This window comes from Halopseudomonas xinjiangensis (assembly GCF_900104945.1).
In the GTDB taxonomy this organism is placed as follows: Bacteria; Pseudomonadota; Gammaproteobacteria; order Pseudomonadales; family Pseudomonadaceae; genus Halopseudomonas; species Halopseudomonas xinjiangensis.
Window position 1 is genome coordinate 334,918 of the sequence record NZ_LT629736.1, and the last position, 24,866, is coordinate 359,783.

The 24,866-nt window shown below is 60.9% G+C and carries 17 protein-coding genes; 9 read left to right on the forward strand and 8 right to left on the reverse strand.

Going from position 1 to position 24,866, the window contains the following annotated elements; translation table 11 throughout:
• Positions 1–2: 2 nt before the first annotated feature.
• Both BLT85_RS01555 and ettA read right to left on the reverse strand, forming a co-directional pair.
• Positions 3–377 (reverse strand): PilZ domain-containing protein, encoded by a 375-nt coding sequence (locus tag BLT85_RS01555; protein ID WP_093391496.1) that lies wholly within the window; start codon positions 375–377, stop codon positions 3–5.
• A 145-nt stretch (positions 378–522) separates the two neighbouring features.
• A complete protein-coding gene (gene ettA / locus BLT85_RS01560) occupies positions 523–2,187 on the reverse strand; it encodes an energy-dependent translational throttle protein EttA (RefSeq protein WP_093391497.1) in 1,665 nt (554 codons plus the stop codon).
• A 180-nt stretch (positions 2,188–2,367) separates the two neighbouring features.
• Here ettA and BLT85_RS01565 point away from each other — a divergent pair, with 180 nt between their 5' ends.
• The 5 genes from BLT85_RS01565 (at position 2,368) to BLT85_RS01585 (ending at position 10,985) form a co-directional block, all read left to right on the forward strand.
• The gene (locus BLT85_RS01565) at positions 2,368–6,210 is read left to right on the forward strand and encodes an EAL domain-containing protein (protein ID WP_093391498.1); all 3,843 of its coding nucleotides are present in this window, start codon (positions 2,368–2,370) and stop codon (positions 6,208–6,210) included.
• A 102-nt stretch (positions 6,211–6,312) separates the two neighbouring features.
• A complete protein-coding gene (gene glyA / locus BLT85_RS01570) occupies positions 6,313–7,569 on the forward strand; it encodes a serine hydroxymethyltransferase (RefSeq protein ID WP_093391499.1) in 1,257 nt (418 codons plus the stop codon).
• A gap of 175 nt (positions 7,570–7,744) precedes the next feature.
• Positions 7,745–8,494 (forward strand): substrate-binding periplasmic protein, encoded by a 750-nt coding sequence (locus BLT85_RS01575; protein ID WP_093391500.1) that lies wholly within the window; start codon positions 7,745–7,747, stop codon positions 8,492–8,494.
• A 123-nt stretch (positions 8,495–8,617) separates the two neighbouring features.
• Positions 8,618–9,937 (forward strand): YjgN family protein, encoded by a 1,320-nt coding sequence (locus BLT85_RS01580; protein WP_093391501.1) that lies wholly within the window; start codon positions 8,618–8,620, stop codon positions 9,935–9,937.
• Complete coding sequence (locus BLT85_RS01585; RefSeq protein WP_093391502.1) at positions 9,930–10,985, forward strand: M48 family metallopeptidase; 1,056 nt, start codon at positions 9,930–9,932, stop codon at positions 10,983–10,985. Before BLT85_RS01580 ends, BLT85_RS01585 begins: the two co-directional genes overlap by 8 nt.
• Before the next feature lie 30 nt (positions 10,986–11,015).
• On the opposite strand, the gene mqo is transcribed toward BLT85_RS01585, so the two are convergent.
• On the reverse strand, positions 11,016–12,506 hold the full coding sequence (gene mqo / locus BLT85_RS01590) for a malate dehydrogenase (quinone) (RefSeq protein WP_093391503.1): 1,491 nt from the start codon (positions 12,504–12,506) through the stop codon (positions 11,016–11,018).
• 203 nt (positions 12,507–12,709) lie between these two features.
• Here mqo and thiO point away from each other — a divergent pair, with 203 nt between their 5' ends.
• Entirely contained in the window at positions 12,710–13,813 is a 1,104-nt protein-coding gene (gene thiO, locus BLT85_RS01595; RefSeq protein WP_093391504.1) for a glycine oxidase ThiO, read from the forward strand.
• Positions 13,814–13,817: 4 nt separating this feature from the next.
• Here the strand turns inward: thiO and BLT85_RS01600 are convergent, their stop codons facing one another.
• The 4 genes from BLT85_RS01600 to BLT85_RS01615 all read right to left on the reverse strand — a co-directional run bounded on the left by BLT85_RS01600 (position 13,818) and on the right by BLT85_RS01615 (position 18,346).
• A complete protein-coding gene (locus tag BLT85_RS01600) occupies positions 13,818–15,161 on the reverse strand; it encodes a sigma-54-dependent transcriptional regulator (protein ID WP_093391505.1) in 1,344 nt (447 codons plus the stop codon).
• A 42-nt stretch (positions 15,162–15,203) separates the two neighbouring features.
• The gene (locus BLT85_RS01605) at positions 15,204–16,793 is read right to left on the reverse strand and encodes a sensor histidine kinase (RefSeq protein ID WP_093391506.1); all 1,590 of its coding nucleotides are present in this window, start codon (positions 16,791–16,793) and stop codon (positions 15,204–15,206) included.
• On the reverse strand, positions 16,786–17,022 hold the full coding sequence (locus tag BLT85_RS01610) for a PP0621 family protein (RefSeq protein ID WP_093391507.1): 237 nt from the start codon (positions 17,020–17,022) through the stop codon (positions 16,786–16,788). Before BLT85_RS01610 ends, BLT85_RS01605 begins: the two co-directional genes overlap by 8 nt.
• Before the next feature lie 328 nt (positions 17,023–17,350).
• A complete protein-coding gene (locus BLT85_RS01615; RefSeq protein WP_093391508.1) occupies positions 17,351–18,346 on the reverse strand; it encodes an outer membrane protein assembly factor BamD in 996 nt (331 codons plus the stop codon).
• 196 nt (positions 18,347–18,542) lie between these two features.
• On the opposite strand from BLT85_RS01615, the gene rluD reads away from it, so the two are divergent.
• The 3 genes from rluD to clpB all read left to right on the forward strand — a co-directional run bounded on the left by rluD (position 18,543) and on the right by clpB (position 22,933).
• Positions 18,543–19,502: a 23S rRNA pseudouridine(1911/1915/1917) synthase RluD gene (rluD, locus tag BLT85_RS01620; protein ID WP_093391509.1), complete on the forward strand. Its 960-nt coding sequence runs from the start codon at positions 18,543–18,545 to the stop codon at positions 19,500–19,502.
• A complete protein-coding gene (gene pgeF, locus BLT85_RS01625) occupies positions 19,499–20,230 on the forward strand; it encodes a peptidoglycan editing factor PgeF (protein WP_093391510.1) in 732 nt (243 codons plus the stop codon). The genes rluD and pgeF overlap by 4 nt, the downstream gene beginning before the upstream one ends.
• 135 nt (positions 20,231–20,365) lie before the next feature.
• A complete protein-coding gene (gene clpB, locus BLT85_RS01630) occupies positions 20,366–22,933 on the forward strand; it encodes an ATP-dependent chaperone ClpB (RefSeq protein WP_093391511.1) in 2,568 nt (855 codons plus the stop codon).
• A 216-nt stretch (positions 22,934–23,149) separates the two neighbouring features.
• On the opposite strand, the gene aceF is transcribed toward clpB, so the two are convergent.
• Positions 23,150–24,862 carry a dihydrolipoyllysine-residue acetyltransferase gene (aceF, locus tag BLT85_RS01635; RefSeq protein ID WP_093391512.1) on the reverse strand — a complete coding sequence of 571 codons (1,713 nt, stop codon included), beginning with the start codon at positions 24,860–24,862 and terminating at the stop codon, positions 23,150–23,152.
• Positions 24,863–24,866: the final 4 nt, after the last annotated feature.

Below are 24,866 nucleotides of genomic sequence, written 5' to 3' on the forward strand. Positions count from 1 at the left end.
GATCAAGCTTCCTCGGGTGGTTCCAGCAGGGTGCCGAGCTCCCGCTCCAGAGACGCTTCGTCACCCAGGTTCAGCTCTACCAATCGGCGCAGATGGCTGATTGAATCCAGATCGATGTGGTCGCAACGAAAGCCAACCAGACCTTCCTCGGCATGTACCAGACTGGCCTCCATGCGAATCCGATTGCCTTCGGACAGGTCGATAATCGCCAGGAAGGGTTCATTCGGATTGGCCCGCTCCCACTCGGCAGGACGTAACACAAGCAGACCTCGCAGCGAAATGTCCACAAGCTGCACCGATATATCCAGCGCGTCCTGTTGGAGGACCGTCTCTGCATCGAACGGTACTCGGGTAAAACGGCGCCTTTCATCGCTCATCGAACTGCCTCCCGGGGACCAGGGATTTCTGGATTAGCTTCACTATAGACCGGGTCGCGCAGACCGGGTCGCGCAGACCGGGTCGCGCAGACCGGGGCACGCACACCAGACTGCGAAGACCCCAGCCCATGCGCTGGAGGTGAAGTCAGGCCAGTTTCTTGTACTTGACCCGATGTGGCTGGGCTGCGGCGTCGCCAAGACGTTTCTTGCGGTCGGCTTCGTAGTCGGTGTAGTTGCCTTCGAAGAACACGACTTGGGAATTGTCTTCATACGCCAGAATATGCGTGGCAATCCGGTCAAGGAACCAGCGATCGTGCGAGATGACGATGACCGCGCCGGGGAAGTCGAGCAGTGCTTCTTCCAGGGCCCGCAAGGTTTCCACGTCAAGGTCGTTGGACGGTTCGTCGAGGAGCAGCACGTTGGCGCCTTTCTTCAGTGTCAGCGCCAGATGTAAACGTCCGCGCTCACCACCGGAGAGATCCTTGACGAACTTCTGCTGATCGGCGCCCTTGAAGTTGAAGCGGCCAACGTAGCCGCGTGAGGGCATCTCGTAGTTGCCGACCTTGATCTGATCGAAGCCGTCGGATACCTGTTCCCAAACGGTCTTGCTGCCCTCGAGATCGTCGCGGCTCTGGTCCACGCTGGCGATTTCTACGGTATCACCGATATCGATGTCGCCGGAGTCCGGCTGCTCTTTGCCGGTAATCATGCGGAACAGCGTCGACTTACCGGCACCGTTACCGCCGATCACGCCTATAATGGCGCCCTTGGGCACGCTGAACGACAGACTGTCGATCAGCAGGCGATCGCCGTAGCCTTTGCTGACGTTGTTGAATTCGATGACCTTGTCACCCAGTCGCGGCCCGGCGGGGATATAGATCTCGTTGGTCTCGCTGCGCTTCTGGAATTCCTGCGATTGCAGTTCCTCGAAGCGCTGCAGGCGCGCCTTGGACTTGGCTTGCCGACCTTTGGCACCCTGACGCACCCATTCCAGTTCGGCCTTCATTGCCTTGGCGTGTGAAGACTCCTGCTTGGCTTCCTGTGCCAGACGTGCGGCCTTCGATTCCAGCCACTGCGAGTAGTTGCCTTCGAATGGAATGCCATGCCCGCGGTCCAATTCGAGGATCCAGCCGGCGACGTTGTCGAGGAAGTAGCGATCGTGGGTGATCGCGACGACGGTGCCGGTGAAGTCATGCAGGAACTGCTCGAGCCAGGCCACCGAGTCGGCATCCAGATGGTTGGTCGGTTCGTCGAGAAGCAGCATGTCAGGAGCGGATAGCAGCAGGCGGCACAGTGCGACGCGGCGCTTCTCGCCGCCGGACAGGTGTTCGACCGTTGCATCCCATGGCGGCAGACGCAAAGCGTCGGCGGCTACTTCCAGCTGGCGCTCCAGGTTGTGCCCGTCGGATGCCTGGAGGACGGCTTCGAGCTTGGCCTGTTCAGCAGCCAGAGCGTCGAAGTCGGCGTCCGGCTCGGCATAGGCGGCGTAGACTTCGTCCAGACGGGCCTGGGCCTGCTTGATCTCGTCGACGGCTTCCTCAACGATCTCGCGTACGGTCTTGCTCGGATCGAGTTCCGGTTCCTGCGGCAGATAGCCGACCTTTATCCCCGGCATTGCACGAGCTTCGCCGTCGATTTCGGTGTCGACGCCGGCCATGATCCGCAACAGGGTGGACTTGCCGGAGCCGTTCAGGCCGAGCACGCCGATCTTGGCGCCAGGGAAGAAGGACAGAGAGATGTTTTTCAGGATTTCACGCTTCGGGGGCACGATCTTGCTTACCCGATGCATGCTATATACATATTGGGCCATGAGGGCATAACCTGCTGATCAAAGGAAACGGGATTCCCGCTTCGGGAAATGGTGGCAAGGCTAGCCCAACTGCGTTCCCAGGGCAAACACCCTCCACGCGGCAAACCGCTGCACGCCGCGGGTCGATTCTCCGAATGAAAGCGGTATAGTGGCCAAGTGATATATAACAACGACAACGCGATGCCCAACGATACCGCATCCAGCTCGCCGCGAACGGCGGGAATGGACAGGCGACCGCTCGCTACGGGACTGGCGCTGGTCGCGGTTGCCGGGATCCTGCTGGCCTGGCTGATGATCTGGCAGGCCTGGCAGGACTATCGATTATTGCGCAGCCAGCACCAGATACAGATAGAAGAAAGCGTCTGGGCAATGGCAGAGCAACTAGGCGTCAATCTTTCGCTCCGGTCGGTAGCGGCCGAACACATCCTGCATCAGGCGCAGCCGGGGCCGGAGCAGCGCATCCCCCCGGCGATGCAGGAATTGATTCCCGGGCTGGTCGAGATAACGCATGTCACGCTCGATTCCCCGCTGATCGATCAACCGCTGGCTGCCTGGATGCCCGTGCTTCGGCGATTGCATCTGACCAACCAACCCTACGCAATCGAGTTCGATCCGAGCCGTCGCCTGGTCTACTGGCTGATTCCTGGTCGGGGGGAGGGCGAGTTCTGGGTGATGCTGGTCGCCGAGGCGGCCATCTCGGAAATGATCTGGAGCTATCCGGCAAGCGGCTACAGCTGGTTGATCGAGGACGCAGGACGAGTCCGCGTGCTGGCCCGACAGGAGTCGGGCCAGCTTATCTATGTCGACGAATCGGCGCTGAACGCGGACGAACGCGAACGCGTGGCAGTCAGCGCTCCGGTAGAGGGCACGCTGTGGCAGGTTCGTGGGCTTATAGATGAAGGCTACTACGAAGCGCGTCTCGGGCGACTGATTCTCAGCAAAGCGTTGGTCGTGGCGGGCTTCGTCGCCGTGTTGTTGCTGGCAGTATGGGTAGTCGCGCGGATGCAGCATGCCAACCGCCGCCTGTTCGATCGTAGCCAGCGCTCGCGCGAGAGCCTGGTCGAGGCCGAGCGACGTTACCGCGACATTTTCCAGAGCGTCGGTATGGCGCTGTGTCAGCTCGATCTGTCGGAGCTGCGTGAGCATCTGGACCGGCTCGGGCTTCGCTCTGCTGAGGAGCTCGACGCCTGGCTGGAGCAAGCGGATTCGCATGCAGATCTGCTGCAAAGGATCCGGGTGGTTGATGCCAACCGCAACACTCTGGATTTGCTGGCGCTGCAAACGGTCTCGCAATTGGAAGCCATCCTTCAGGCAGACGAGCCGATCCGCAAGGGTGGCGCCCGCTATGCGTTGATGCTTGCTCTGATCAACCGCCAGGAGCGCCTGGAGTTGGAGACGCCGATGCGGACGGCGCGCGGCACCCTTCGCTACGTCTGGATGGTCATGCGTCTGCCGGTTGACGTCGTCGACTACTCCGCCGTGACCATGAGTATCTCGGATATCACCACGCGGCGTCAGGTCGAGCTGACCATGATCGAGCGCGAGCGCTTCTGGTCTGGTGTGGTGAAGGCAGTGCCTGACATCGTATTCATCAAGGACATGCAGCGGAACGACTTCGTCTTCTCCAATCGGTCGCTCGCGCAAGCGCTGGGTTATTCGGAGGATGAAGAGGCCGGCTTCGCCGCAGGGTATCGTGACCGGTTGGTGCATCCTGACGATCTGGAGTACGTGCTGGTCAACCGTAACCTGCAACAGGTGCTGCCGGACGAAAAGATCCTCGACTGGCGACTGCGCTGGCGTCATCGCGACGGCACGTGGCACTGGTTCAATGTGCGCATGAAAGTGCTGTCGCGCTTGCCTGATGGCCGGGTACGTCAGCTGATTGGGATCGTCAAGAACGTACATCAGCAGACGCTAATGACCGAGCGGCTGAAAACCGGCGAGCAGCGCTACCGGTTGCTGGCGGAGAATATCAGCGACGTCATCTGGGCCACGGATGATACGTTCCAGCTCAACTATGTCAGCCCTTCGGTCAAGCGCGTGCTGGGCTACGAACCGGACTTTCTTATCAACCACGGTTTCGTCGAAGTCGTCGCCGGGACGCGCTTCAACCGGTTCATGGGCGTTCTGATTCGCGAGCTGCTGCCAAAAATCAGCAATCCGCAGAGCGCGGCAGAGCTCTGGCGCGACGGCTTCCATAGGCAGACCACGCTGGACTGCATCAAGGCGGATGGACACAAGTGCCCGGTCGAGTTGCGCGTATCGCTGATGTGGGACCCGTCCGGGCGATTTCTCGGCCTGCTCGGGATCGCTCGAGACATCACCGAGCAGCGACGCATCGAAAATCGGCTGCGCATGGCGGCGACGGTCTTCGAAAATACAACCGGGGCAATCTTCGTTACCGATCCGGCCGGCTACATTGTGCAGGTGAATGAAAACTTCTCCCAGATCACCGGTTTCGGTGCATCGGAAGTTATCGATCAGCTCCCTACCGTATTCGCCTCCGGTGTGCATGAAGAGACCTTCTACCAGTCGGTCCTGGCGGAGCTGCGGCGCGAAGGGCGCTGGCAGGGTGAGGTCTGGCAGAAACGCAAAAACGGCGAGATATTTCCATCCTGGGCCGGCATAACCGCGGTGCAGGACAACGACGGTGATCTGGTCAGCTACGTGTGCTTCTTCGTCGATATCAGCGAACGCAAGGCCAGCGAGGCCCGTATCGAGAGTCTGGCGTACTACGACGGGCTGACCGGATTACCCAATCGGGCACTGTTCCAGGAGCGATTGTCCAGCGCGCTGAAGGTCGCCGGGCGACGCAGTGAATGGATAGCTGTACTGTTTCTCGATCTCGACCGCTTCAAGCCAATCAACGACACCATGGGCCACGCGGCAGGTGACGTGATGCTCAAGGAAGTCGGCCAGCGTCTGCGCGAATGCATCCGCGAGAGCGACACCGTCGCGCGCATGGGCGGGGATGAATTCACCATGCTTCTGGTCGGTCTCGGCAATCGGGACTCGGCGATGCGCGCCGGCATCAGCGTAGCGGAAAAGGTGCTTGAGCAACTGGCTCCCGCCTTCGTCCTACAGGAGCGCGAATTCTTCATCAGCGCCAGTATCGGCATCGCGCTGTATCCGCAGGACGGCAAGGAAGGCAGCCAATTGCTGCAGAATGCCGATACGGCGATGTATCACGCCAAGAGCGCCGGCAAGGACACTTTCCAGTTCTACCAGGCGGAGATGAACGCGCACGCGCTGGAGCGGCTCAGCCTGGAAAACGATTTGCGCAGGGCGGTCCACGACGACGCCTTCACGTTGCACTTCCAGCCTCAGTTTGGTTGCGTCAGCGGCGAGCTGACCGGAGTAGAGGCTTTGCTGCGTTGGGAACATCCCACGCTGGGACCGATTTCTCCAGGATCCTTCATTCCCGTCGCCGAGGAGATCGGGCTGGTGTCAGCGCTGGGTGACTGGGTGCTGGACCGTGCGTGCCGGCAGATGGCTGAATGGCATGCAGCGGGTTTCAGCCAGCCGCGTATGGCGATCAATGTGTCCGGTCGACAGTTCGCTGAGGGCCAGCTCGCCGAGCGCGTCGCGACCGTTCTGCAGCGCTACAGCCTGGCGCCTGCTTGTGTCGAGCTGGAGCTTACCGAAAGCATCCTGCTGCGTGATGTCGAGGAAACCATGCAGACACTGGCTCGGCTCAAGGAGTTGGGCGTGCACATCGCTGTGGACGATTTCGGCACGGGATATTCCTCGCTCAACTATCTCAAGGACTTCCCCATCGATACCTTGAAAATCGACCGCAGTTTCATCCAGGCGATGCATGCCGGCAGTCGCGACGCTCGGCTGGCGGAAGCCATCGTGGCCATGGGTCGGTCGCTGCAGTTGATGGTCATTGCGGAGGGCGTGGAGACTGCCGAGCAGCTGGAATTGCTGCGCAGTTTCGGCTGCGACGAGGTGCAGGGGTTCTATCTCGGCAAGCCCATGACCGCCGAGGACCTGCAGCGCAGACATCTGCGGCCTTCCTGAACAGGATTTCTCCTGTAACTGAGCGCATTTCATGTGCCAGCGTGCCTGGGTTGCGTTAAAATGCGCCCCTTCAATTTTGACAGTCCTATCAGGGGGCCGAACATGTTTAGCCGTTCCAACGATATCGCCACCGTCGACGCCGAACTCTGGAGTGCCATGCAGCAGGAGGCGCAACGTCAGGAAGAGCATATCGAGCTGATCGCTTCCGAGAACTACACCAGCCCTGCGGTCATGCAGGCGCAGGGTTCGGCCCTGACCAACAAGTACGCTGAAGGCTACCCGGGCAAGCGCTACTATGGTGGTTGCGACTACGTCGACATCGCCGAGCAGCTGGCAATCGACCGCGCCAAGCAACTGTTCGGTGCCGACTACGCCAACGTCCAGCCGCATGCCGGTTCGCAGGCCAACGCCGCGGTGTTCCAGGCTTTGCTGACGCCCGGTGACACCGTGCTGGGCATGAGCCTTGCCCATGGCGGTCACCTGACCCATGGCGCAGGCGTGAATTTCTCCGGCAAGCACTACAACGCTGTGCAGTACGGCATCAACACCGACACTGGCCTGATCGACTATGACGAAGTCGAAGCGCTCGCTGTCGAGCACAAGCCGAAGATGATCATTGCCGGTTTCTCGGCCTACTCGCAGGTACTGGACTTCGCCCGTTTCCGCGAGATCGCCGACAAGGTCGGTGCGTACCTGTTCGTCGACATGGCGCATGTGGCAGGTCTGGTTGCGGCTGGCGTCTACCCGAACCCCGTGCCGTTCGCCGACGTGGTCACCACCACCACGCACAAGACGCTGCGTGGCCCGCGTGGCGGCCTGATTCTGGCCAAGGCCAACGAGGCGCTGGAGAAGAAGCTCAACTCCGCAGTATTCCCGGGCGGCCAGGGCGGCCCGCTGATGCATGTCATCGCGGCGAAGGCGATCTGCTTCAAGGAAGCCATGAGCCCGGAGTTCAAGACTTACCAGCAGCAGGTAGTCAAGAATGCCCAGGCGATGGCCGGCGTGTTCATCGAACGCGGCTTCGATGTGGTGTCTGGCGGTACGCAGAACCATCTGTTCCTGTTGTCGCTGATCAAGCAGGACATCACTGGTAAGGACGCGGACGCTGCGCTGGGTCGCGCGCATATCACTGTCAACAAGAACGCGGTACCCAACGATCCACGCTCGCCGTTCGTTACCTCGGGCCTGCGCATCGGTACGCCGGCTGTGACCACCCGCGGTTTCAATGAAGCGGATTGCCGCGACCTGGCGGGCTGGATCTGCGACATCCTGGAAAACATGAGCGACGAATCCGTTATCGAACGCGTTCGCGGTCAGGTCCAGCAGATTTGCCAGCGCCTGCCGGTATACGCTGACTGATCCGCCGCACCGATCTCACGAGGCCGGGTCGCCCGCACCCAGACTCGTAGGCCGTCACACCAACCCCCTGCCAGGTTCTGTCAGGGGGTTTTTCGTGCCTGGCAAATGGCCGCTTGGCATGCCGGGCCGGTGGGATTAGCATGATCTAAAAGAAAATAAGAACAGGAGCGCTCACATGAAGCGTCTCACGATTGCCCTCGTTGCGCTGATGAGTCTGACGGTGCTGCCGTCTCAAGCTGATGATCCCATCCCCAAGCCGCTGGTACAGGTCGGCCTGATGCCGTTCCCGGGCTATTCGTTCTCCGACGAAAAGGGGCTGCCTGCGGGCAAGACCGTCAAGCTGACCCGCCTGCTCCTGAATCAGGCCGGTTATCCTCACGAAATTCGCATAATGCCGCCAGCCCGTATCTGGCGCGGTCTGGAAGACGGCACGGTGCATGTCTGGCCGGGCGTGATCAGCAAGCCCGGGCTGGAAGACCACACGCAACTCACCGACAGAACGCTGGGTCTGGTCGGGATTAATCTGTACGCGCGTCCGGGGTCGGCGCTGCCGGTCTGGCCGGATGGCATCGCTGGCAAACGCATCATCCTGATCACCAACTACACATACACCAACGATCTGCTGCGCACGCTTTACGACGCAAACCGCGCCGTGCGGTTTCACAGGGGTAGCTCGCATACCGGTGCCGTCAACATGCTGCTGCGTGGACGAGGTGACTATCTGCTCGACTACCGCGCCCAGGTCGACCCAATCGTCGCCCGCCTCGGTATGGAGCCTTTGCCGTTCGTGCAAGTGGCGGAGCAGCCCATGCGCTTTCTCATCTCGCGCAAGAGTGGTTTCGCGGATCGGTTGAAGAATGATCTCGACCGTGCATTCGATGAGCTGGCGGCGCAGGGCGCCGAGCTGGATGTGACGCGTCAGTGAAAATGCGCAGCAGTCCGTTGCGCATACCGGCTCCAGCGGTTTAGATTCATCCACGCGGCACCACACGCCAGTACGCCGGCGTTCACGGAAGACGGCGACCGAAACAGACCATAGGAAGGTGACATGAGCGATCTCTACACATTGCGCTACCGCGGTAACCGCGTGGGCGGTAAGCCCGACGAGGCTATCCGGGACGATTTGACGAGCCTGGGATTCAAGGCCGGGCAGATTGATGCCTTGCTGGCAGGGCGCGGTGCAATTATCAAGCGGCGCCTGAGTGCATCACAGGCCAGGGCGTATCAGCAGCGACTGGAACGGGCAGGTCTGCTGACCGACATTGAGCGCGACGATGCCAGCGTACCAAGCGCTTCCGAGGCGTCGGCCGCCGTAAGACCGTCATCTCCGGCGCGTTTCGACGCAGCAGAGCCGACCCGCTCGCCAGAACAGCAGCAATCGACCGTGCGACGTCTGGAACCGGTCGAATTTTCCGGCCGTGGCAGCGAGTTCTTCGGCATCTGGATCGTCAATATCTTCCTGCTCCTTCTTACCCTGGGTTTTTATGCACCCTGGGCCAAGGTACGTACCAACCAGTATTTCTACGGCCACACGCAGATCGATGGTGCGAGCTTTCAGTATCTTGCCGATCCGTGGGTCATCTTTCGTGGTCGGCTGGTAGCGATCGTCGCGGTGGCGGTTTGGGTACTGGTCTCCGAACTGTGGCCGATGGGGTCGCTGATCCTGCTGGCAGTCTTCCTGCCGGCGATGCCCTGGGTAATCATCCGCTCGCTGAAATTCCATGCGGTCAACAGCGCTTATCGCAATATTCGCTTCGACTTCCGCGGAAACTATGTTGGCGCCTGCATGGCCATGCTGGTTTGGCCGATCGTCGCACTGCTGACCCTCATGATCGCCGCTCCGCTGTCGATCTTCAAAACCCATGCCTTCATGGTCAATAACAGTTACTTCGGCACCATGCCGTTTCGCCTCAAGGCGACGGCCGGCGATTACTATGTTTTCTTCCTGCGGGTCATTGGCGTGGTGGTCGGCTTTGCAGTGCTGGCCACCATCGCCGGTAAGCTGACCCATCCCGGCGTGGCGATGGTTGTTGCGGCGTTCGGCTACCTTGCCCTGTTCGGGTATTTCATGGCTGGCCTGACCAACCTGGTGTTCAACTCCACTGTGCTCGGCCTGCATGGTTTTCAGTCGACCCTGAGTAAGCGACGCATGGTCTGGATCTTCATGACCAACAGCCTTCTCATTGCCTTAACCCTGGGCTTCTTCACCCCCTGGGCGAAGGTTCGCATGGCTGCGTACCGGGCCAGCTGTACCGAAGTGGCTGTGCATGGCGACCTGGACAGCTTCGTTGCCAGCGAAGTGAAGCAGGCCAGCGCCGTCGGTCAAGAGCTCGGCGACGCTTTCGATCTGGGCATATCCCTTGTCTGAGAACAGGCTCAACGGACTGTATTTCGACGGACGCCGCAGCACCGGTCACGCGGCAGGTTTGCGTCTTGAGGACGGTTGTCTGGTGCTGACCCTTGCTGCCGGGGAACAACGCTTCCCGGCGCAACAGGCAAGGCTCGGTATCCAGGTTGGGCGGGCGGTGAGCTATCTGAGGCTGGACGGCACGGCGATCTTCGAATCCTCCGACCAGGCCGGGTTGGCGGAGTTGGCAGGAATGGCCAAAGGTGCTGCCGGCGCAGGCGTGCTGCATCGGTTGGAAACCAACTGGCGTCTGATCCTGGCCAGCGCTGTGCTGGTGGCTGCGTTCCTGATCGGTAGCGTGATCTGGGGGGTGCCATGGCTCTCGGGACTGGTTGCGCAGGCGGTGCCAGCTAGTGTCGAGCAGTGGGTTGGAGAGCAATCCCTGGCGACTCTGGACGAGCTTTGGCTGGAGCCAAGCAGTCTGGATGCTGATCGTCAGAACAGCTTGCATGCGGCGTTCGCCCCTCACATCGCTTCGTTGCAACAGGCCTACCCCGATCGTGCATGGCAGGTTGAACTACGCTCCAGCGAGGCGCTGGGGGCCAACGCCCTGGCCTTGCCGGGCGGCATCATGGTATTCACCGACGAGCTGGTAAAGTTGGCCGAAACCGACGCGGAACTGATTGCGATTCTTACACATGAAGCCGGGCACGTTGCCTATCGCCACGGTATGCGTGCAATCGTCCAGAGCTCGCTTGCACTGTGGTTGATGATGTCCATTACCGGTGACATCTCGGCTGCGTCTGACCTGACCGCCAGCTTGCCGGTGATTCTAGCCAACCTGAGCTATGCCCGTGGCATGGAAGCCGAAGCGGATGAGTTTGCCTTGCAGCGGCTGCGCGAGGGCAGCATTGATCCGATCCACTTCGCCCAGATCATGCGCCGGCTGGAAGCAGCTCATGGCGCTAGCGGAGAAAGGAGTGGTCTTGGGGAGTTTCTTTCGACGCACCCGCCGACTGAGGAGCGCATACGGCGCTTCGTTGAAGCTTCGCAGCAACACAGCGAATAGAACGCCGGCGGGATCCCGCCGGCGTTGACCTCAGGACTTGACGAGGCCCAGCGTACTTAGCGTGCGGCTGCGGACTTGCTTCAGTAGTTCGGCATCGTTGACCAGAGACTGGCCGTAGGAAGGTACCAGGTCCTGAATGCGCGACTGCCATTCCGGTGTGCTCAGCTCTTTCTTGAAGCAGCGCTGCAGAACGTCCAGCATCGCCTGAACCGCAGTAGACGCACCGGGCGACGCGCCAAGCAGTGCGGCGAGCGTGCCGTCCTTGGCCGCAACGATCTCGGTACCGAACTCCAGCTTTCCGTGACCCTTGGCGTCCTTCTTGATGATCTGCACGCGCATGCCGGCATCCTGCAGCTTCCAGTCTTCCTCGCGAGCCTGCGGGAAATAATTGCGCAGCGAAGCGACACGGTCCTTATGCGACTGAAAGGATTCGGAGATCAGATAGCGCGTCAGATCCATGTTGTCACGACCCACCGCCATCATCGGTGCCACGTTGTACGGACGGACCGAGGAGAACAGGTCGAACACCGAACCTTTCTTCAGGAACTTGGTGGTGAAGCCGGCGAAGGGACCGAACAGCAGAGCGGGTTCGCCATTGATGATGCGAGTGTCGAGGTGCGGTACGGACATTGGCGGCGCGCCGACTGCAGCCTTGCCATACACCTTGGAGCGGTGCTGCTTGACGATCTCCGGCTTCTGGCACACCAACCACTGACCGCTGACCGGAAAGCCGCCATAGCCCTGGCTTTCGTCGATATGCGACTTCTGCAGCAGTGGGAGCGAGCCGCCGCCGGCCCCAAGGAAAACGAAACGCGCATTGAATTCCTTTTCGCCGCCATTGGCGTCGTCTTCGACCTTTACCCGCCAGGTGCCGCGGCTCTTGCTCTTGCGCAGCGATTCGACCGAATGGCGCAGGTGCAGATCGAAGCCTTCCTGCTTCTTCAGCCAGTCGATCATGTTGCGGGTGAGCGAGCCGAAGTCGACATCCGAGCCATACTCGACTCGAGTTGCTGCGACTTTCTCCGCCGGGTTGCGCTGATCCATGACCAGTGGCATCCACTCGCGGATCTCCTCGGGCGAGTCGCTGAACTTCATGTCCGCGAAGAGATGATGGGCGCTGAGCAATTCCTGGCGTTTGCGCAGGAATGCTACGTCCTTTTCACTCCAGACGAAGCTCTGGTGCGGAGTGGGGTTGATGAATTTGTTGGGAGCCGGAAGGATGTTCTGCTCGACCAGGTATGACCAGAACTGCAGCGATACCTCGAACGAAGCATTGATGCCCAGCGCCCTGTCGATGGTGATCGAACCATCACAGCCTTGCGGTGTGTAGTTGAGCTCGCAGTAACCGGCATGACCGGTGCCTGCGTTGTTCCAGCCGTCCGTGCTTTCGTGAGCCACGTGATCCAGACGCTCGACCAGGGTAATGGTCATAGCGGGATCGAGCTGTTTGAGCAACATTCCTAGTGTAGCGCTCATGACACCACCACCGACCAGCAAGACATCTACGTTTTTTGCTGTCATTAACATGTCGCCTCTTGCGAAAAACTGCGCCAATGATACCGGTTTCTCCGAGGCGGTAATACATACAAAACCTAGGCGAATAGTCTAAATCGCACGCCTTGCTGGCACAGCCGGCGAGCCGGCTCCTTGCTTCAGATCATGGCGATTCCTCCTGATGGTAGTTTAAGCTCGGCGCTTGGCAATAAGCTTACAGCGAGAGCGGCATGCAAGAGATCATCATCGTCGGCGGCGGTATCATGGGTTGCCTGACGGCACTCAATCTGCTCGAAGCTGGCATCCGGGTTACGTTGCTCGAACGCCAACGCGCGGGCCGGGAGGCATCCTGGGCCGGCGGTGGGATCGTCTCGCCGCTATATCCCTGGCGCTACGGCAAGCCGGTGCAGGTGCTCGCGAGCTGGTCGCAGGGCTACTATCCGCGTCTGGCCGAGGAGCTGAAGCAACAGACCGGAATCGATCCCGAGGTCAGCAGCTGCGGTCTCATGTGGCTTGATCATGCTGAACAGGAGCAGGCCCTCGCCTGGGCTGCCAGCCAGGCGCAGCCGTTGCGCCGAGTAGACTCAAGCTTCATCTATCGACAGGTTCCGGAGCTTGCGCCCGGCTACCAGTCGGCGTTGTGGCAGGACGACCTGGCCAATGTACGCAATCCGCGGCTGATGGCCGCGCTACTGAAGCGACTAAATGCAGATCCGAACTTCTCCCTGGTCGAGCAGTGTCCGGCTGATGAGTTGATCATTACCGGCGGACGGGTAGGTGGCGTACGAGGCGGTGGGCGGTCGTTTCACGCCGAGAAGGTCGTGATTGCCGCTGGCGCCTGGAGCGGCGAATGGCTCGGGACGCTTGGTTACGAGCTGCCGGTTCAACCGGTGAAGGGGCAGATGCAGCTGTATCGCTGCATGCCTGGCTGGTTGCCGAGCATGGTGTTGTTCGAGGGACGCTACGCGATCCCCAGGCGGGATGGACATGTCCTGATCGGCAGCACGCTCGAACATACCGGCTTCGATGCGAGTACTACCGTGGAGGCCTTCGCTTCGCTGCGCCAGTCGGCTTTGCAGTTGTTGCCGGGTCTGGCTGCCCAGCAACCGGTCGGGCAATGGGCAGGATTGCGGCCCGGCTCGCCCGATGGGGTGCCCTTCATTGGTGAGGTCCCCGGGTTAAGCGGCCTGTGGCTGAACGCCGGGCATTACCGCAATGGGTTGGTGCTGGCGCCAGCTTCCTGTCGGCTGGTCGCTGATCTGATCAGCGGGCGCCAGCCGGCCATTGATCCAGCACCTTACGCACCGGCGTTACGGCTGGGTTCGATCGCCTGATCAGTTAATCTTCCATGCCCAGCTTTTTTAGCCGATAGCGCAACGAGCGAAAAGTGAGGCCCAGACGTTTCGCAGCCGCAGTCTTGTTCCAGCGTGTTTCTTCCAGCGCCTGCGTGATCGCACGGCGCTCGATATCGTCCAGATAGTCTTCGAGTGAGTCGATGTCTCCCAGCGACAGGTTTTCTTCGCTGCTGCTGGCGATGTCCGACAGCAGGATGTCTTCAGCGTCGATCACGTTGCCTTCGCATAGGGTGAAGGCGCGCTCCAGCGTGTTCTCCAGCTCACGAACATTGCCCGGGAAGCGATAGTTGCAAAGCTGCTCCAGGCAGGCGCTGGTCAGTTTGGGTGCCGGCAGGCCGTTGCGGCCAGCCAGTTGAGTGAGAATATGCCGGGCCAGGAGCGGGATGTCTTCGCGGCGTTTGCGTAGCGGCGGTACGCTCAGTTCGATCACGTTGATCCGGTAGAAAAGGTCTTGACGGAAACGGCCGGCAGCAACTTCCGCAGCCAGATCCTTGTGGGTGGCGCACAGCAGTCGCACGTCCACGGTCTCTTCCTGCTGCGTGCCAACCGGGCGCACGGCTTTCTCCTGGATAGCCCGTAACAGCTTGACCTGCATCGCCATCGGCAGATCGGCCACCTCGTCGAGAAACAGCGTGCCCCCCTTGGCTGCTTGGAACAGTCCAGGCTTGTCCGAGACGGCTCCGGTGAAGCTGCCCTTGCGATGACCAAAGAATTCGCTTTCCATCAATTCCGAGGGAATCGCCCCGCAGTTGACCGGCACGAAGGGGTGGCTGGCGCGAGGGCCAAGCGCATGAATTCGACGTGCCACCAGCTCCTTGCCGCTGCCCGACTCGCCGCTGATGTACAGCGGCGCCTGGCTGCGCGCCAGCTTGGCGATCTGTCCACGCAACTGCTGGATCGGGGCAGACAGCCCCAGAATAGGGTCGTCGACCGCCGTGTCAGGTTCCGGCTCGGCCTTGCTGCTCAGGCGTAGCGCGCTGCTGACCAGTTCGCGCAGCCGCTGCAGGTCGACCGGTTTGGTCAGAAAATCGAAGGCACCGGCCTTCAGCGCCGTAATCGCCGTATCCAGGCTGCCGTAGGCGGTGATCATGGCGACCGGCAAGGAAGGACAGTTCTGCTGAATATGTCTTACCACCATCATGCCGTCGCCGTCGGGAAGGCGCATGTCGGTCAGACACAGGTCGAACCGTTCCTCACGCAGCATGTCCAGCGCCGCGGCCAGGGTTGTGGCGCTGCGAGTGCGCATGTTCATGCGCCGAAGCGTCATATCGAGCAGTTCGAGGATGTCCGGCTCGTCGTCGATGATCAAAACCAGCGGGCTAGTCATGGGGATTGGATGTGCTCCTTGCTGTCCTGTTGGCATGATCCATCATACCAAGCGTTTGGGGTGGGCGAACGTGATGCGCATACAACATCCGCGAGGCTCCAGGGGTTCGTATTCCAGCCGGGCCTGGTTGCTCTCGCATAGTTCGCGCGAGATATACAGGCCCAGGCCCGTGCCCGATGCCTCGGTGGTGTAGAACGGCTCGAAAATGTGCGGTACATGATCGGGATCGATGCCCGGCCCGTGGTCGATGACTTCAAGCACCGGCAGATCGGTATCGCGTTTGATGTACAAGCGGATCCAGATGGTGCGCGTATCGCCCTCGCGGCCGCTGTAGCGCAACGCGTTCTGACAGAGATTGCCGACCACCTGACCGAGCTGGTTGGGGTCCATCCGCGTGAGTATCGCATCGCCGGCGGACTGCTCCTCGCACTCGAGTTCGATCACATCGTTGGGCAACCTTGATGGCTCGAAGTCTTGCAGAAATTGCTCGACCCACAACCAAAGATCGACCAGTTGCGGCTCGCTCGGCCGACGACGGGACAGTTCCAGCACCGTCTCGATGACCCGGTTCATGCGCTTGGAGTGTTGCTGGATGATTTCGCTGAGGCGCTGGTCCTGTTCGCTGAGCTGCGCGGATTCGCCGAGCAGTTGCGCCGCATGGCTGATTGCGCCCAGCGGGTTGCGAATTTCATGGGCAATGCTGGCCGTCAGGCGGCCGAGGGAGGCGAGTTTGAGTTGCTGGGCCTGCTGCGCTACCTGTGCGTTATCGTCGAGGAAGATCAGCACCGTCTCCTCGCCAGCCTGGGTGAGTGGCTTGAAGTTGGCCATCAGCTCGGCACCGCCGCTGTGATTCTGGAAGGGCAGGGCGCGGATCGAAGGGTACTGCTGCCATTGCTGCAGCCGCTGCGCGAGCGAGGGCGACAATCCGTCCAGCGCCATCTCGCGCATGATCGGCTTGCCAAGCATCTGCGCAGCCGCTTCGTTGGCCAACAGCACCTGATGACGGGCATTGGCCACGACAATTCCGGTGCGCATGCGTTGAATGATCAGCTTGTTGAGTTTTTCCAGCGATGCCAGGCTGACCGCCTGTTGTTGGGCCAGCGATTCCGACTGCTGGAGCTTGCGGCTGAGCCGCTGCACGAAGAGTGCGACGGCGAAGAAAATGCAGCCAAGCACGCCGACCTGCAGATAGTTTTGCGGCAGGGACGGCATCGACAGGCTGAGGAAGAAAGTCAGGTACATCAGCGCCAGACTGGCTAGCGCTGCCAGCAGCAGACCGATCCGGCCATGCAGCAGGATGTTGCCGGTCGCCACCGGGATCAACAGCAGGTTGCCGAACCCGCTGCCGGCGCCGCCGGCCGCGTAGAACAACAGGCTGAGCAGGAAAATGTCCAGAACTGCCATGGCGAACAAGTGCAGGTCGCGACGGCCCTGATGAAGCATCAAGGCGATGGCCACGTTGACCAGCAGATAGACCCAGCTGGCCGCTTCGTACAGTTCGGGATTGGCGAGATCGAGCACGCCTTCGCGCAGCGAGGTGCTCAGCAGAGCAAGCAGAAACGCCAGAACCACCCGGTAGACGTTGTAGATCCGGACAATCCGCGCGCGCTGCGAATCCGCTTGCCTAGCCATTGCGGTCCGCTTCGAGATGCTCGACGCTACAGTACCAGTGCGCTTCTTCGCGTATGGCTTCACCCTCTGGCAGATGCAAGCCGCAGCGTACACAGCGCACCATCAGTGGCGGCTTCTCGGCGGCCGGAGGTGGTCTGCGCTTGCTGGCCTGCCACGCCTGCCATTGTCGCCAGAAGGTGAATGCTGCGAACAGGACGATCAACAGCAGAATGAACTTGATGAGGCCCATCGTCATTCCTGTAGTGAAAATCGGAGAGGCGCCAGTGTAGCCGAAGCAGCCGAAGGGCCATAGCTCGGTACGTCGCCGCTGGCGTGTTTGTGTCAGCCAGTCGGGGCTTGGTAAAGATATTCAGGCGATACGTCGCACGGCTGTGCCAGGTGCGTGGCGGGCGAATCCAAAGGAGTACAAACGAAAGCGCCTTGGACCAGGTGCGCACGTCGGCTGGCTTCCGTTCGGAAACCTCGTGGCTGGATCACGTCAGGCTGGGAAAGCGACGACTGTGTCGTCAGGAAGGTCGCCGGATGCGGAGCCGGAGACTCCGCATCCGTGATCGGTATCAGTCGAACAGGCCGAAGGTAAGGCGGTTCAACCAGGAGCGTCCGCGTTGCTGTTCGTACACAGGCGTGCGAATGTCGCTGGGGATCGCCGCGCGGGCATCCTGATACTGCCGTTCCATTTCGCGCTCGGCTACGGTGGTGCCGCCTTCGCGGGGCGGGGTCAAGAGTTTATCGAGCGCGCCGACGGTCATCGATTCAACCCAGCCAGCGTCGCGCTCCGCCGGTTCGACATGGTGTAGGAACTCGCCGTCTTCCAGACTCGGATGCTCCGGATAGTTGGCTCGCAGCACCGTCAACGAGTCGTTGGCCAGCTCTTCCAGTGCCAGCCGGTTGTAGGCTTCGACCATCAGAGCCAGACCATCCGGTACGGCAGGCGTTTGCTGGAAGTTCTCAACTACGTAGCGGCCGCGGTTGGCTGCGGCCACGAAGGCGCCGCGCTTGAGATAATAATGACCGACATGAACGTCGTAAGCCGCCAGCAGATTGCGCAGATACACCATGCGCAGCCGTGCGTCTGCAGCGTAACGGCTGTCGGGGAACCGGCTGACCAACTGCGCGAACTCATTGAACGAATCGCGCGCACCACCTGGATCACGGCGAGTCATGTCCAACGGCAGGAAGCGCTCGAAAATACCCCGGTCCCGGGTAAAGGACGCCATGCCGCGCATGTAATAGGCATAGTCGACGTTCTGATGTTGCGGGTGCAGCCGGATGAAGCGATCGGCCGAGGAGCGAGCGGCTTCCGGCTCCATGTTCTGGTAGTAGGCGTAGATTAGCTCCAATTGCGCCTGCTCGGCGAAACGGCCGAACGGATAGCGCGATTCCAGCGCGCGCAGCTTCTCGATCGCCGGGCCGAAGTTGCGGGCATCCAGATCTTCCTGCGCCATGCTGTACAGCTCGGATTCGCTGAGCGACTCGTCAAGCGTCTTGGTGTTGGAAGAACAGGCCGCCAACAGGGCGAACAAACCGACCAGCAACAGGTGTTTCATCGACATATGTGACATCCGGATGGACGACCGCAAGCTGTTGCCTGGGTGGGCGTCCTGTTATAGTTGGACCTCGTTTCCTGGCACGCCGCCTGCTCGGCAGGTGCCTCGAAGAAGCCGTATTTAACCACAGCGCAGAGGCGAAAACCAAAACGGGATTCGGCCTGTGTGTCCGGCGCCTTTCGCGCGCTTTACGTGAGTTCCCATGTCAGATCGCATCCGCTTGTCCGCCCAGGTTGCCTCCGAGTCAGGAGGCCAGCGCCTCGACCAGGTCGCCGCCCAGTTATTCCCCGATTTTTCGCGCTCGCGCCTGCAGAGCTGGATAAAGGATGGCAGTCTGACCATGGACGGCAAGACCGTTCGCACTCGCGATACCGTCTACGGTGGCGAGTTGCTTGAGCTCGACGCCGAACGCGAGGCGCAGGGGGACTGGCAACCCGAGGCGATCGACCTGGATATCGTCTATGAAGACCACGCGCTACTGGTGATCAACAAGCCGGCAGGTCTGGTGGTGCATCCGGCTGCCGGGCATCAGGATGGCACTCTGCTCAATGCTCTGCTGCATCACGCACCGGAGCTGGCCAAGGTGCCGCGAGCCGGCATCGTGCATCGTCTGGACAAGGACACCACTGGTCTGATGGTCGTGGCCAAGACCCTGGAATCGCAGAACGATCTGGTCAATCAACTGCAGGCTCGCACGGTCACGCGCGAATATGAATGTGTGGTGGTGGGCGTGATGACCGCAGGCGGCAAGGTTGATCAGCCAATCGCCCGGCACGGTACCAACCGCCAGAAGATGGCAGTAGTCGCCGGCGGCAAGGATGCGGTCAGCCACTATCGGGTCATCAACCGCTTCCGGGCGCACACCCATGTAAAGGTAAAGCTTGAGACCGGTCGCACCCACCAGATCCGCGTGCACATGAGTCACATCCATTCTCCGCTGGTGGGCGATCAGACCTATGGCGGCCGGCTGCGTATCCCGCCGGGAGCCAGCCAGGCGCTGATCAAGATGCTCCGCGAATTCCCGCGTCAGGCGCTGCACGCTCGCCGGCTGGAGCTCCAGCACCCGGATGATGGCCGCACCATGCGCTGGGAAAAGCCCCTGCCTGAAGACATGCAGCAGCTCCTGGCGATGCTGCGTGACGACGGCGAGATCGATGAATGAATAGCGACTGGCTCTGCGCAGACTGGCCAGCGCCGGCAGGTGTCCGTACCTGTATTACTACGCGCCGCGGTGGGGTCAGCCAAGCGCCATGGGCCGGTCTGAATCTCGGCACCCATGTTGGTGATGACCCGTCTGCGGTTGCGGCCAATCGCGAGCGGCTGGTCGATGCGCTGGGCTGCGCACCGGCCTGGCTGGAGCAGACGCATAGCGTGAAGGTGGTGCGTGCCGATGCCTCACAGGTACTCGATGCTGATGCCAGCTGGACCGACCAGCCTGGCGTTGCCTGCACCATCATGACAGCGGACTGCCTGCCGGTCATGTTCTGCGACCGGGCCGGCACTCGGGTAGCCGCGGCGCACGCGGGCTGGCGTGGGCTGGCTGGCGGAATCCTGGAGCAGGCGATTGCAGCCATGCAGGTCGCCCCTGCGGATATCCTGGTCTGGCTGGGGCCGGCGATCGGGCCAGATGCGTTCGAAGTGGGCGAAGAGGTCCGTCAGGCCTTTGCCGACCACGATCCGGTCGCCTTGCAGGCTTTCAGACCTTCTGGCCGGCATGGCCATTACCTGGCAGACATCTACCGTCTGGCACGCCAACGCCTGGAGCTGGCAGGCGTAGGGTCGGTCCACGGGGGCGGGTTTTGCACGGTCTCCGACGCCGAACGTTTTTATTCCTATCGTCGCGACGGTCAGACAGGCCGCTTCGCCTCGCTGATTTGGCTCGTGCGCTGAGCATCGGCGCAGTCCGACAAATTTTTGACTCCTGTCAATGCGACAGACCTTGAAAGGTCCATAATCGACCCTATCTAAAGTCCATCAATCATTGAACCTGCCGGACTGACCGGCTTTCAAGACAGGACAAGATTCATGCGCATTGACCGTTTAACCAGCAAGCTACAGGTGGCCCTGTCCGACGCCCAGTCGTTGGCGGTTGGTCGCGACCATAACCAGATAGAGTCCGCGCACCTGATGCTGGCGCTCCTCGACCAGCAGCAAGGCTCAATCAAGCCCTTGCTGCGCCAGGTCGGGTTCGACATCAACGCACTGCGTGCCGCACTCGTCGACGCAGTCGACCGGCTACCGACCATCTCCGACCCTACCGGCGACGTTAACCTGTCGCAGGACCTTGCGCGTCTGTTGAACAAGGCCGACGGCCTGGCACAGAAGCGCGGCGACCAGTTCATCTCAAGTGAGCTGGTCCTGCTGGCGGCGATGGACGAGACCACCCCGCTCGGCAAGATCCTGCTGGGGCAGGGCGTGTCGAAAAAGGGGCTGGAGACCGCTATCGAAAACCTGCGCGGCGGCGAATCGGTCAACGATGCCAACGCCGAGGAATCGCGGCAGGCGCTGGACAAATACACCGTCGACCTGACCAAGAAAGCCGAAGATGGCAAGCTCGATCCGGTCATCGGCCGCGACGACGAGATCCGTCGTACGGTTCAGGTACTGCAGCGGCGTACCAAGAACAACCCGGTGTTGATCGGCGAGCCCGGCGTGGGTAAGACCGCCATCGTCGAAGGCCTGGCCCAGCGCATCGTTAACGGCGAAGTGCCGGACGGGCTGAAGGACAAGCGTTTGCTGGCGCTGGATATGGGCTCGCTGATCGCCGGCGCCAAGTTCCGCGGCGAATTTGAAGAGCGCCTCAAGGCTGTGCTCAACGAGTTGGACAAGCAGGAAGGGCGCGTGATTCTGTTCATCGACGAGTTGCACACCATGGTGGGTGCCGGCAAGGCAGAAGGTTCGATGGATGCCGGCAACATGCTCAAGCCGGCACTGGCTCGCGGTGAACTGCACTGCGTGGGCGCGACGACCCTCGACGAATATCGAAAATACGTGGAGAAGGACGCCGCGTTGGAGCGTCGTTTCCAAAAAGTGCTGGTCGACGAGCCGAGCGAAGAGGACACCATCGCCATCCTGCGCGGCTTGAAGGAGCGCTACGAGCTACACCACAAGATCACCATCACCGATGGTGCGATCATTGCCGCAGCCAAGCTCAGCCACCGCTACATCACCGATCGGCAGTTGCCGGACAAAGCGATTGATCTGATCGACGAGGCGGCCAGTCGCATCCGCATGGAGATCGACTCCAAGCCGGAAGCGCTGGATAAGCTTGAGCGTCGGCTCATCCAGCTTAAGGTCGAGCGCGAAGCGCTGAAGAAGGAAGACGACGACGCAGCACTGAAGCGTCTGGAGAAGCTGAAGGAAGATATCGCCAAAATCGAGCTGGAGTATGCCGATCTCGAAGAAATCTGGAAGGCCGAGAAAGCGGATGTGCAAGGTTCTGCGCAGATTCAGGAGAAGATCGAGCAGGCCAAGCAGGAACTGGAGTCGGCACGGCGCAAGGGCGATCTGAACCGCATGGCCGAGTTGCAGTACGGGATCATTCCGGATCTGGAGCGCAGCCAGCAGATGGCCGAGCAGCACGGGAAGGTCGAGAACCAACTGCTGCGCAACAAGGTAACCGATGAGGAAATCGCCGAGGTCGTGTCGAAGTGGACCGGTATTCCGGTGAGCAAAATGCTTGAGGGCGAGCGCGACAAGCTGCTACGCATGGAAGACGCACTGCACAACCGCGTGATCGGACAACACGAGGCCGTTGTGGCGGTCTCCAATGCGGTGCGTCGCTCGCGTGCCGGTCTGGCTGACCCGAATCGCCCGAGCGGCTCGTTCATGTTCCTTGGGCCCACCGGTGTCGGCAAGACCGAGCTGTGCAAGGCGCTGGCGGAGTTCCTCTTCGATACCGAAGAGGCCATGGTGCGGATCGACATGTCCGAGTTCATGGAAAAGCACAGCGTTGCACGCCTGATCGGTGCGCCTCCGGGCTACGTTGGTTACGAGGAGGGCGGTTACCTGACCGAAGCAGTACGTCGCAAGCCGTACTCGGTCATTCTCATGGACGAGGTGGAAAAGGCGCATCCGGATGTGTTCAACGTGCTGCTGCAGGTGCTCGAAGACGGTCGTTTGACCGACAGCCAGGGCCGTACTGTGGACTTCCGCAATACCGTGGTGGTGATGACGTCGAATTTGGGGTCGGCACAGATTCAGGAGCTGGTCGGCGATCGCGAGGCGCAGCACGCCGCTGTGATGGATGCGGTGAGCAACCACTTCCGTCCGGAATTCATCAACCGGATCGACGAAGTCGTGGTGTTCGAGCCGTTGGGCAAGGATCAGATCTCCGGCATTGCCAGCATCCAGTTGAGCCGTCTGCGTCAGCGCCTGGCCGAGCGCGACCTGGGGCTGGAAATCACCGACGAGGCGATGGAGAAGATCAGCGAAGTCGGGTACGACCCGGTGTATGGTGCGCGGCCGCTCAAGCGGGCGATCCAGCGCTGGATCGAGAATCCGCTGGCGCAGCGCATCCTTGCTGGGGACTTCCAGCCTGGCGCGACCATCAAGGCAAAGGTCGAAGGCGACGGGTTGGTCTTTACCGACTGATCTGTCATGGCAAAAAAAACCCGCTTCGGCGGGGTTTTTTTGTGGTTCGAATAAAGCGCAAAGTCTCTTGCAGAGTGCCGCTACGAACTCCTTTTCGCGCCCAGGTGCGCTCCTACAGAATACATCGCCTTGCGTAGGAGCGGACCCGGCCGCGAAGAAGGTTACACAGCGCCCCTTCGCGCCCATGAACGCCCCCACAAAATACCCGCTGCGCTGTTACAACAGCATCGTCCGTATATCGGCCAATAGCTCCCCAAGGCGCCTGGTGAACTGCGCTGCCGCAGCCCCGTTGATCGCACGGTGATCGTAGGATAGCGACAAGGGCAGCATCAGCTGCGGCTGGAATGTGTTGCCGTCCCAAACCGGCTGCATGGTCGCTCGGCTGACGCCGAGGATGGCCACTTCCGGCGCATTGACGATGGGTGTGAAGTAGGTCCCGCCGATGTGGCCAAGGCTGGAGATGGTGAAGCAGGCACCCTGCATCGCATCCCCGCCGAGCTTCTTGCTCCGCGCCTTGTCCGCCAGTTCCGCCGCCTCGCCCGCCAGTTGCAACAGGCTCTTCTTGTCCACATCGCGAATAACCGGCACCAGCAGGCCGTCCGGCGTATCGACGGCGAAACCGATATGCACGTATTGCTTGTGCACGAGCTGCTTTCCGTTGCTGGCTAACGATACGTTGAAGTGCGGCTGCTCACGGAGTAGATGAGCGCAAGCCTTAAGCAAAAAGGGGAGTAGCGTGAGTTTCACACCCGCCTTGTCCGCTGCAGCCTTTTGCTCCTTGCGGAAGGCTTCCAGTTGACCGATGTCGGCCTGGTCGAACTGGGTGACATGAGGAACGTTGAGCCAGCTTCGATGAATGTTCGCCGCGCCGATTTGCTGCAGCCTGGTCATGTCGCGTACTTCGATTTCGCCGAAGCGGGTGAAATCGACCTCCGGCACTGCCGGGATGCCAGCTCCGCTGCCTGCGGATACACCGGTTGCGCCCCCGCCTTTCAACGTCTTCTTCACGTAACCTTGCACATCTTCCTTGAGGATCCGATCCTTTGGACCCGTCGGTGGAACCTGAGCGAGGTCAACGCCGAACTCGCGAGCGAGTTGGCGCACTGCCGGACCTGCGTGCACCTTCTTGCCTTCACGGCTCGGGCCGCCCACGGGTGGCGGCTCGGGCCGCTCGTTACTCGCGTCGCTACCCTTGTCGGCATAGCCTGGCCCCGCGTCGGCCGGCTTGTTTGGCGGCTTTTCGGCAGGCCTGGTATCGGCTGCTTTCGACTTGGCCGTGTCGGTTTTCTTCGGGGCTTCTTCCGCAGGCCTGGTCGCACCCTCGGAAACCCGTACGTGCATGACCAGGTCGCCGGTCTTGACGTCCTGTTCGAGCTTGGCGTCGACGGATTCGACTTCGCCTGAAAAAGGCGCTGGTATCTCCATGCTTGCCTTGTCGGATTCCAACACCAGCAAAGACTGCTCTTTTTCGATCCGGTCGCCGGGCTTGACCAGGATTTCGATGATCTTGGCAGTTCCATCGCCGATGTCCGGAATTTTCAGTTCCTTCACGGTCGTCGACTCGGTTTCCGCGGCGCTCTCGTCGCTGTCGGGATCCCTGGGAATGTCTTCCTCTGCTTCGTCGACCGGATTGCCATCGCTACCGCTTGCCGGATCTTCGTGCTCGGACGCGTCCGGATCCTCCTTCTGCTCTGCCTCGTCAGCTGCCTCCAGTTCCAGCAGTTCGGAGCCTTCCTTGAGCGTATCGCCCACCTTGACCTTGATCGATTTCACTACGCCGGCCTTGGGACTGGGCACCTCCATGCTCGCCTTATCCGACTCGAGCACGATCAAGCTCTGCTCTGGCTCGATCGTGTCGCCTTCCTTGACCAGAATTTCGATAACCTCACCTTCGCCACCGATATCCGGTACTTTGATCAGCTCGCTCATACCG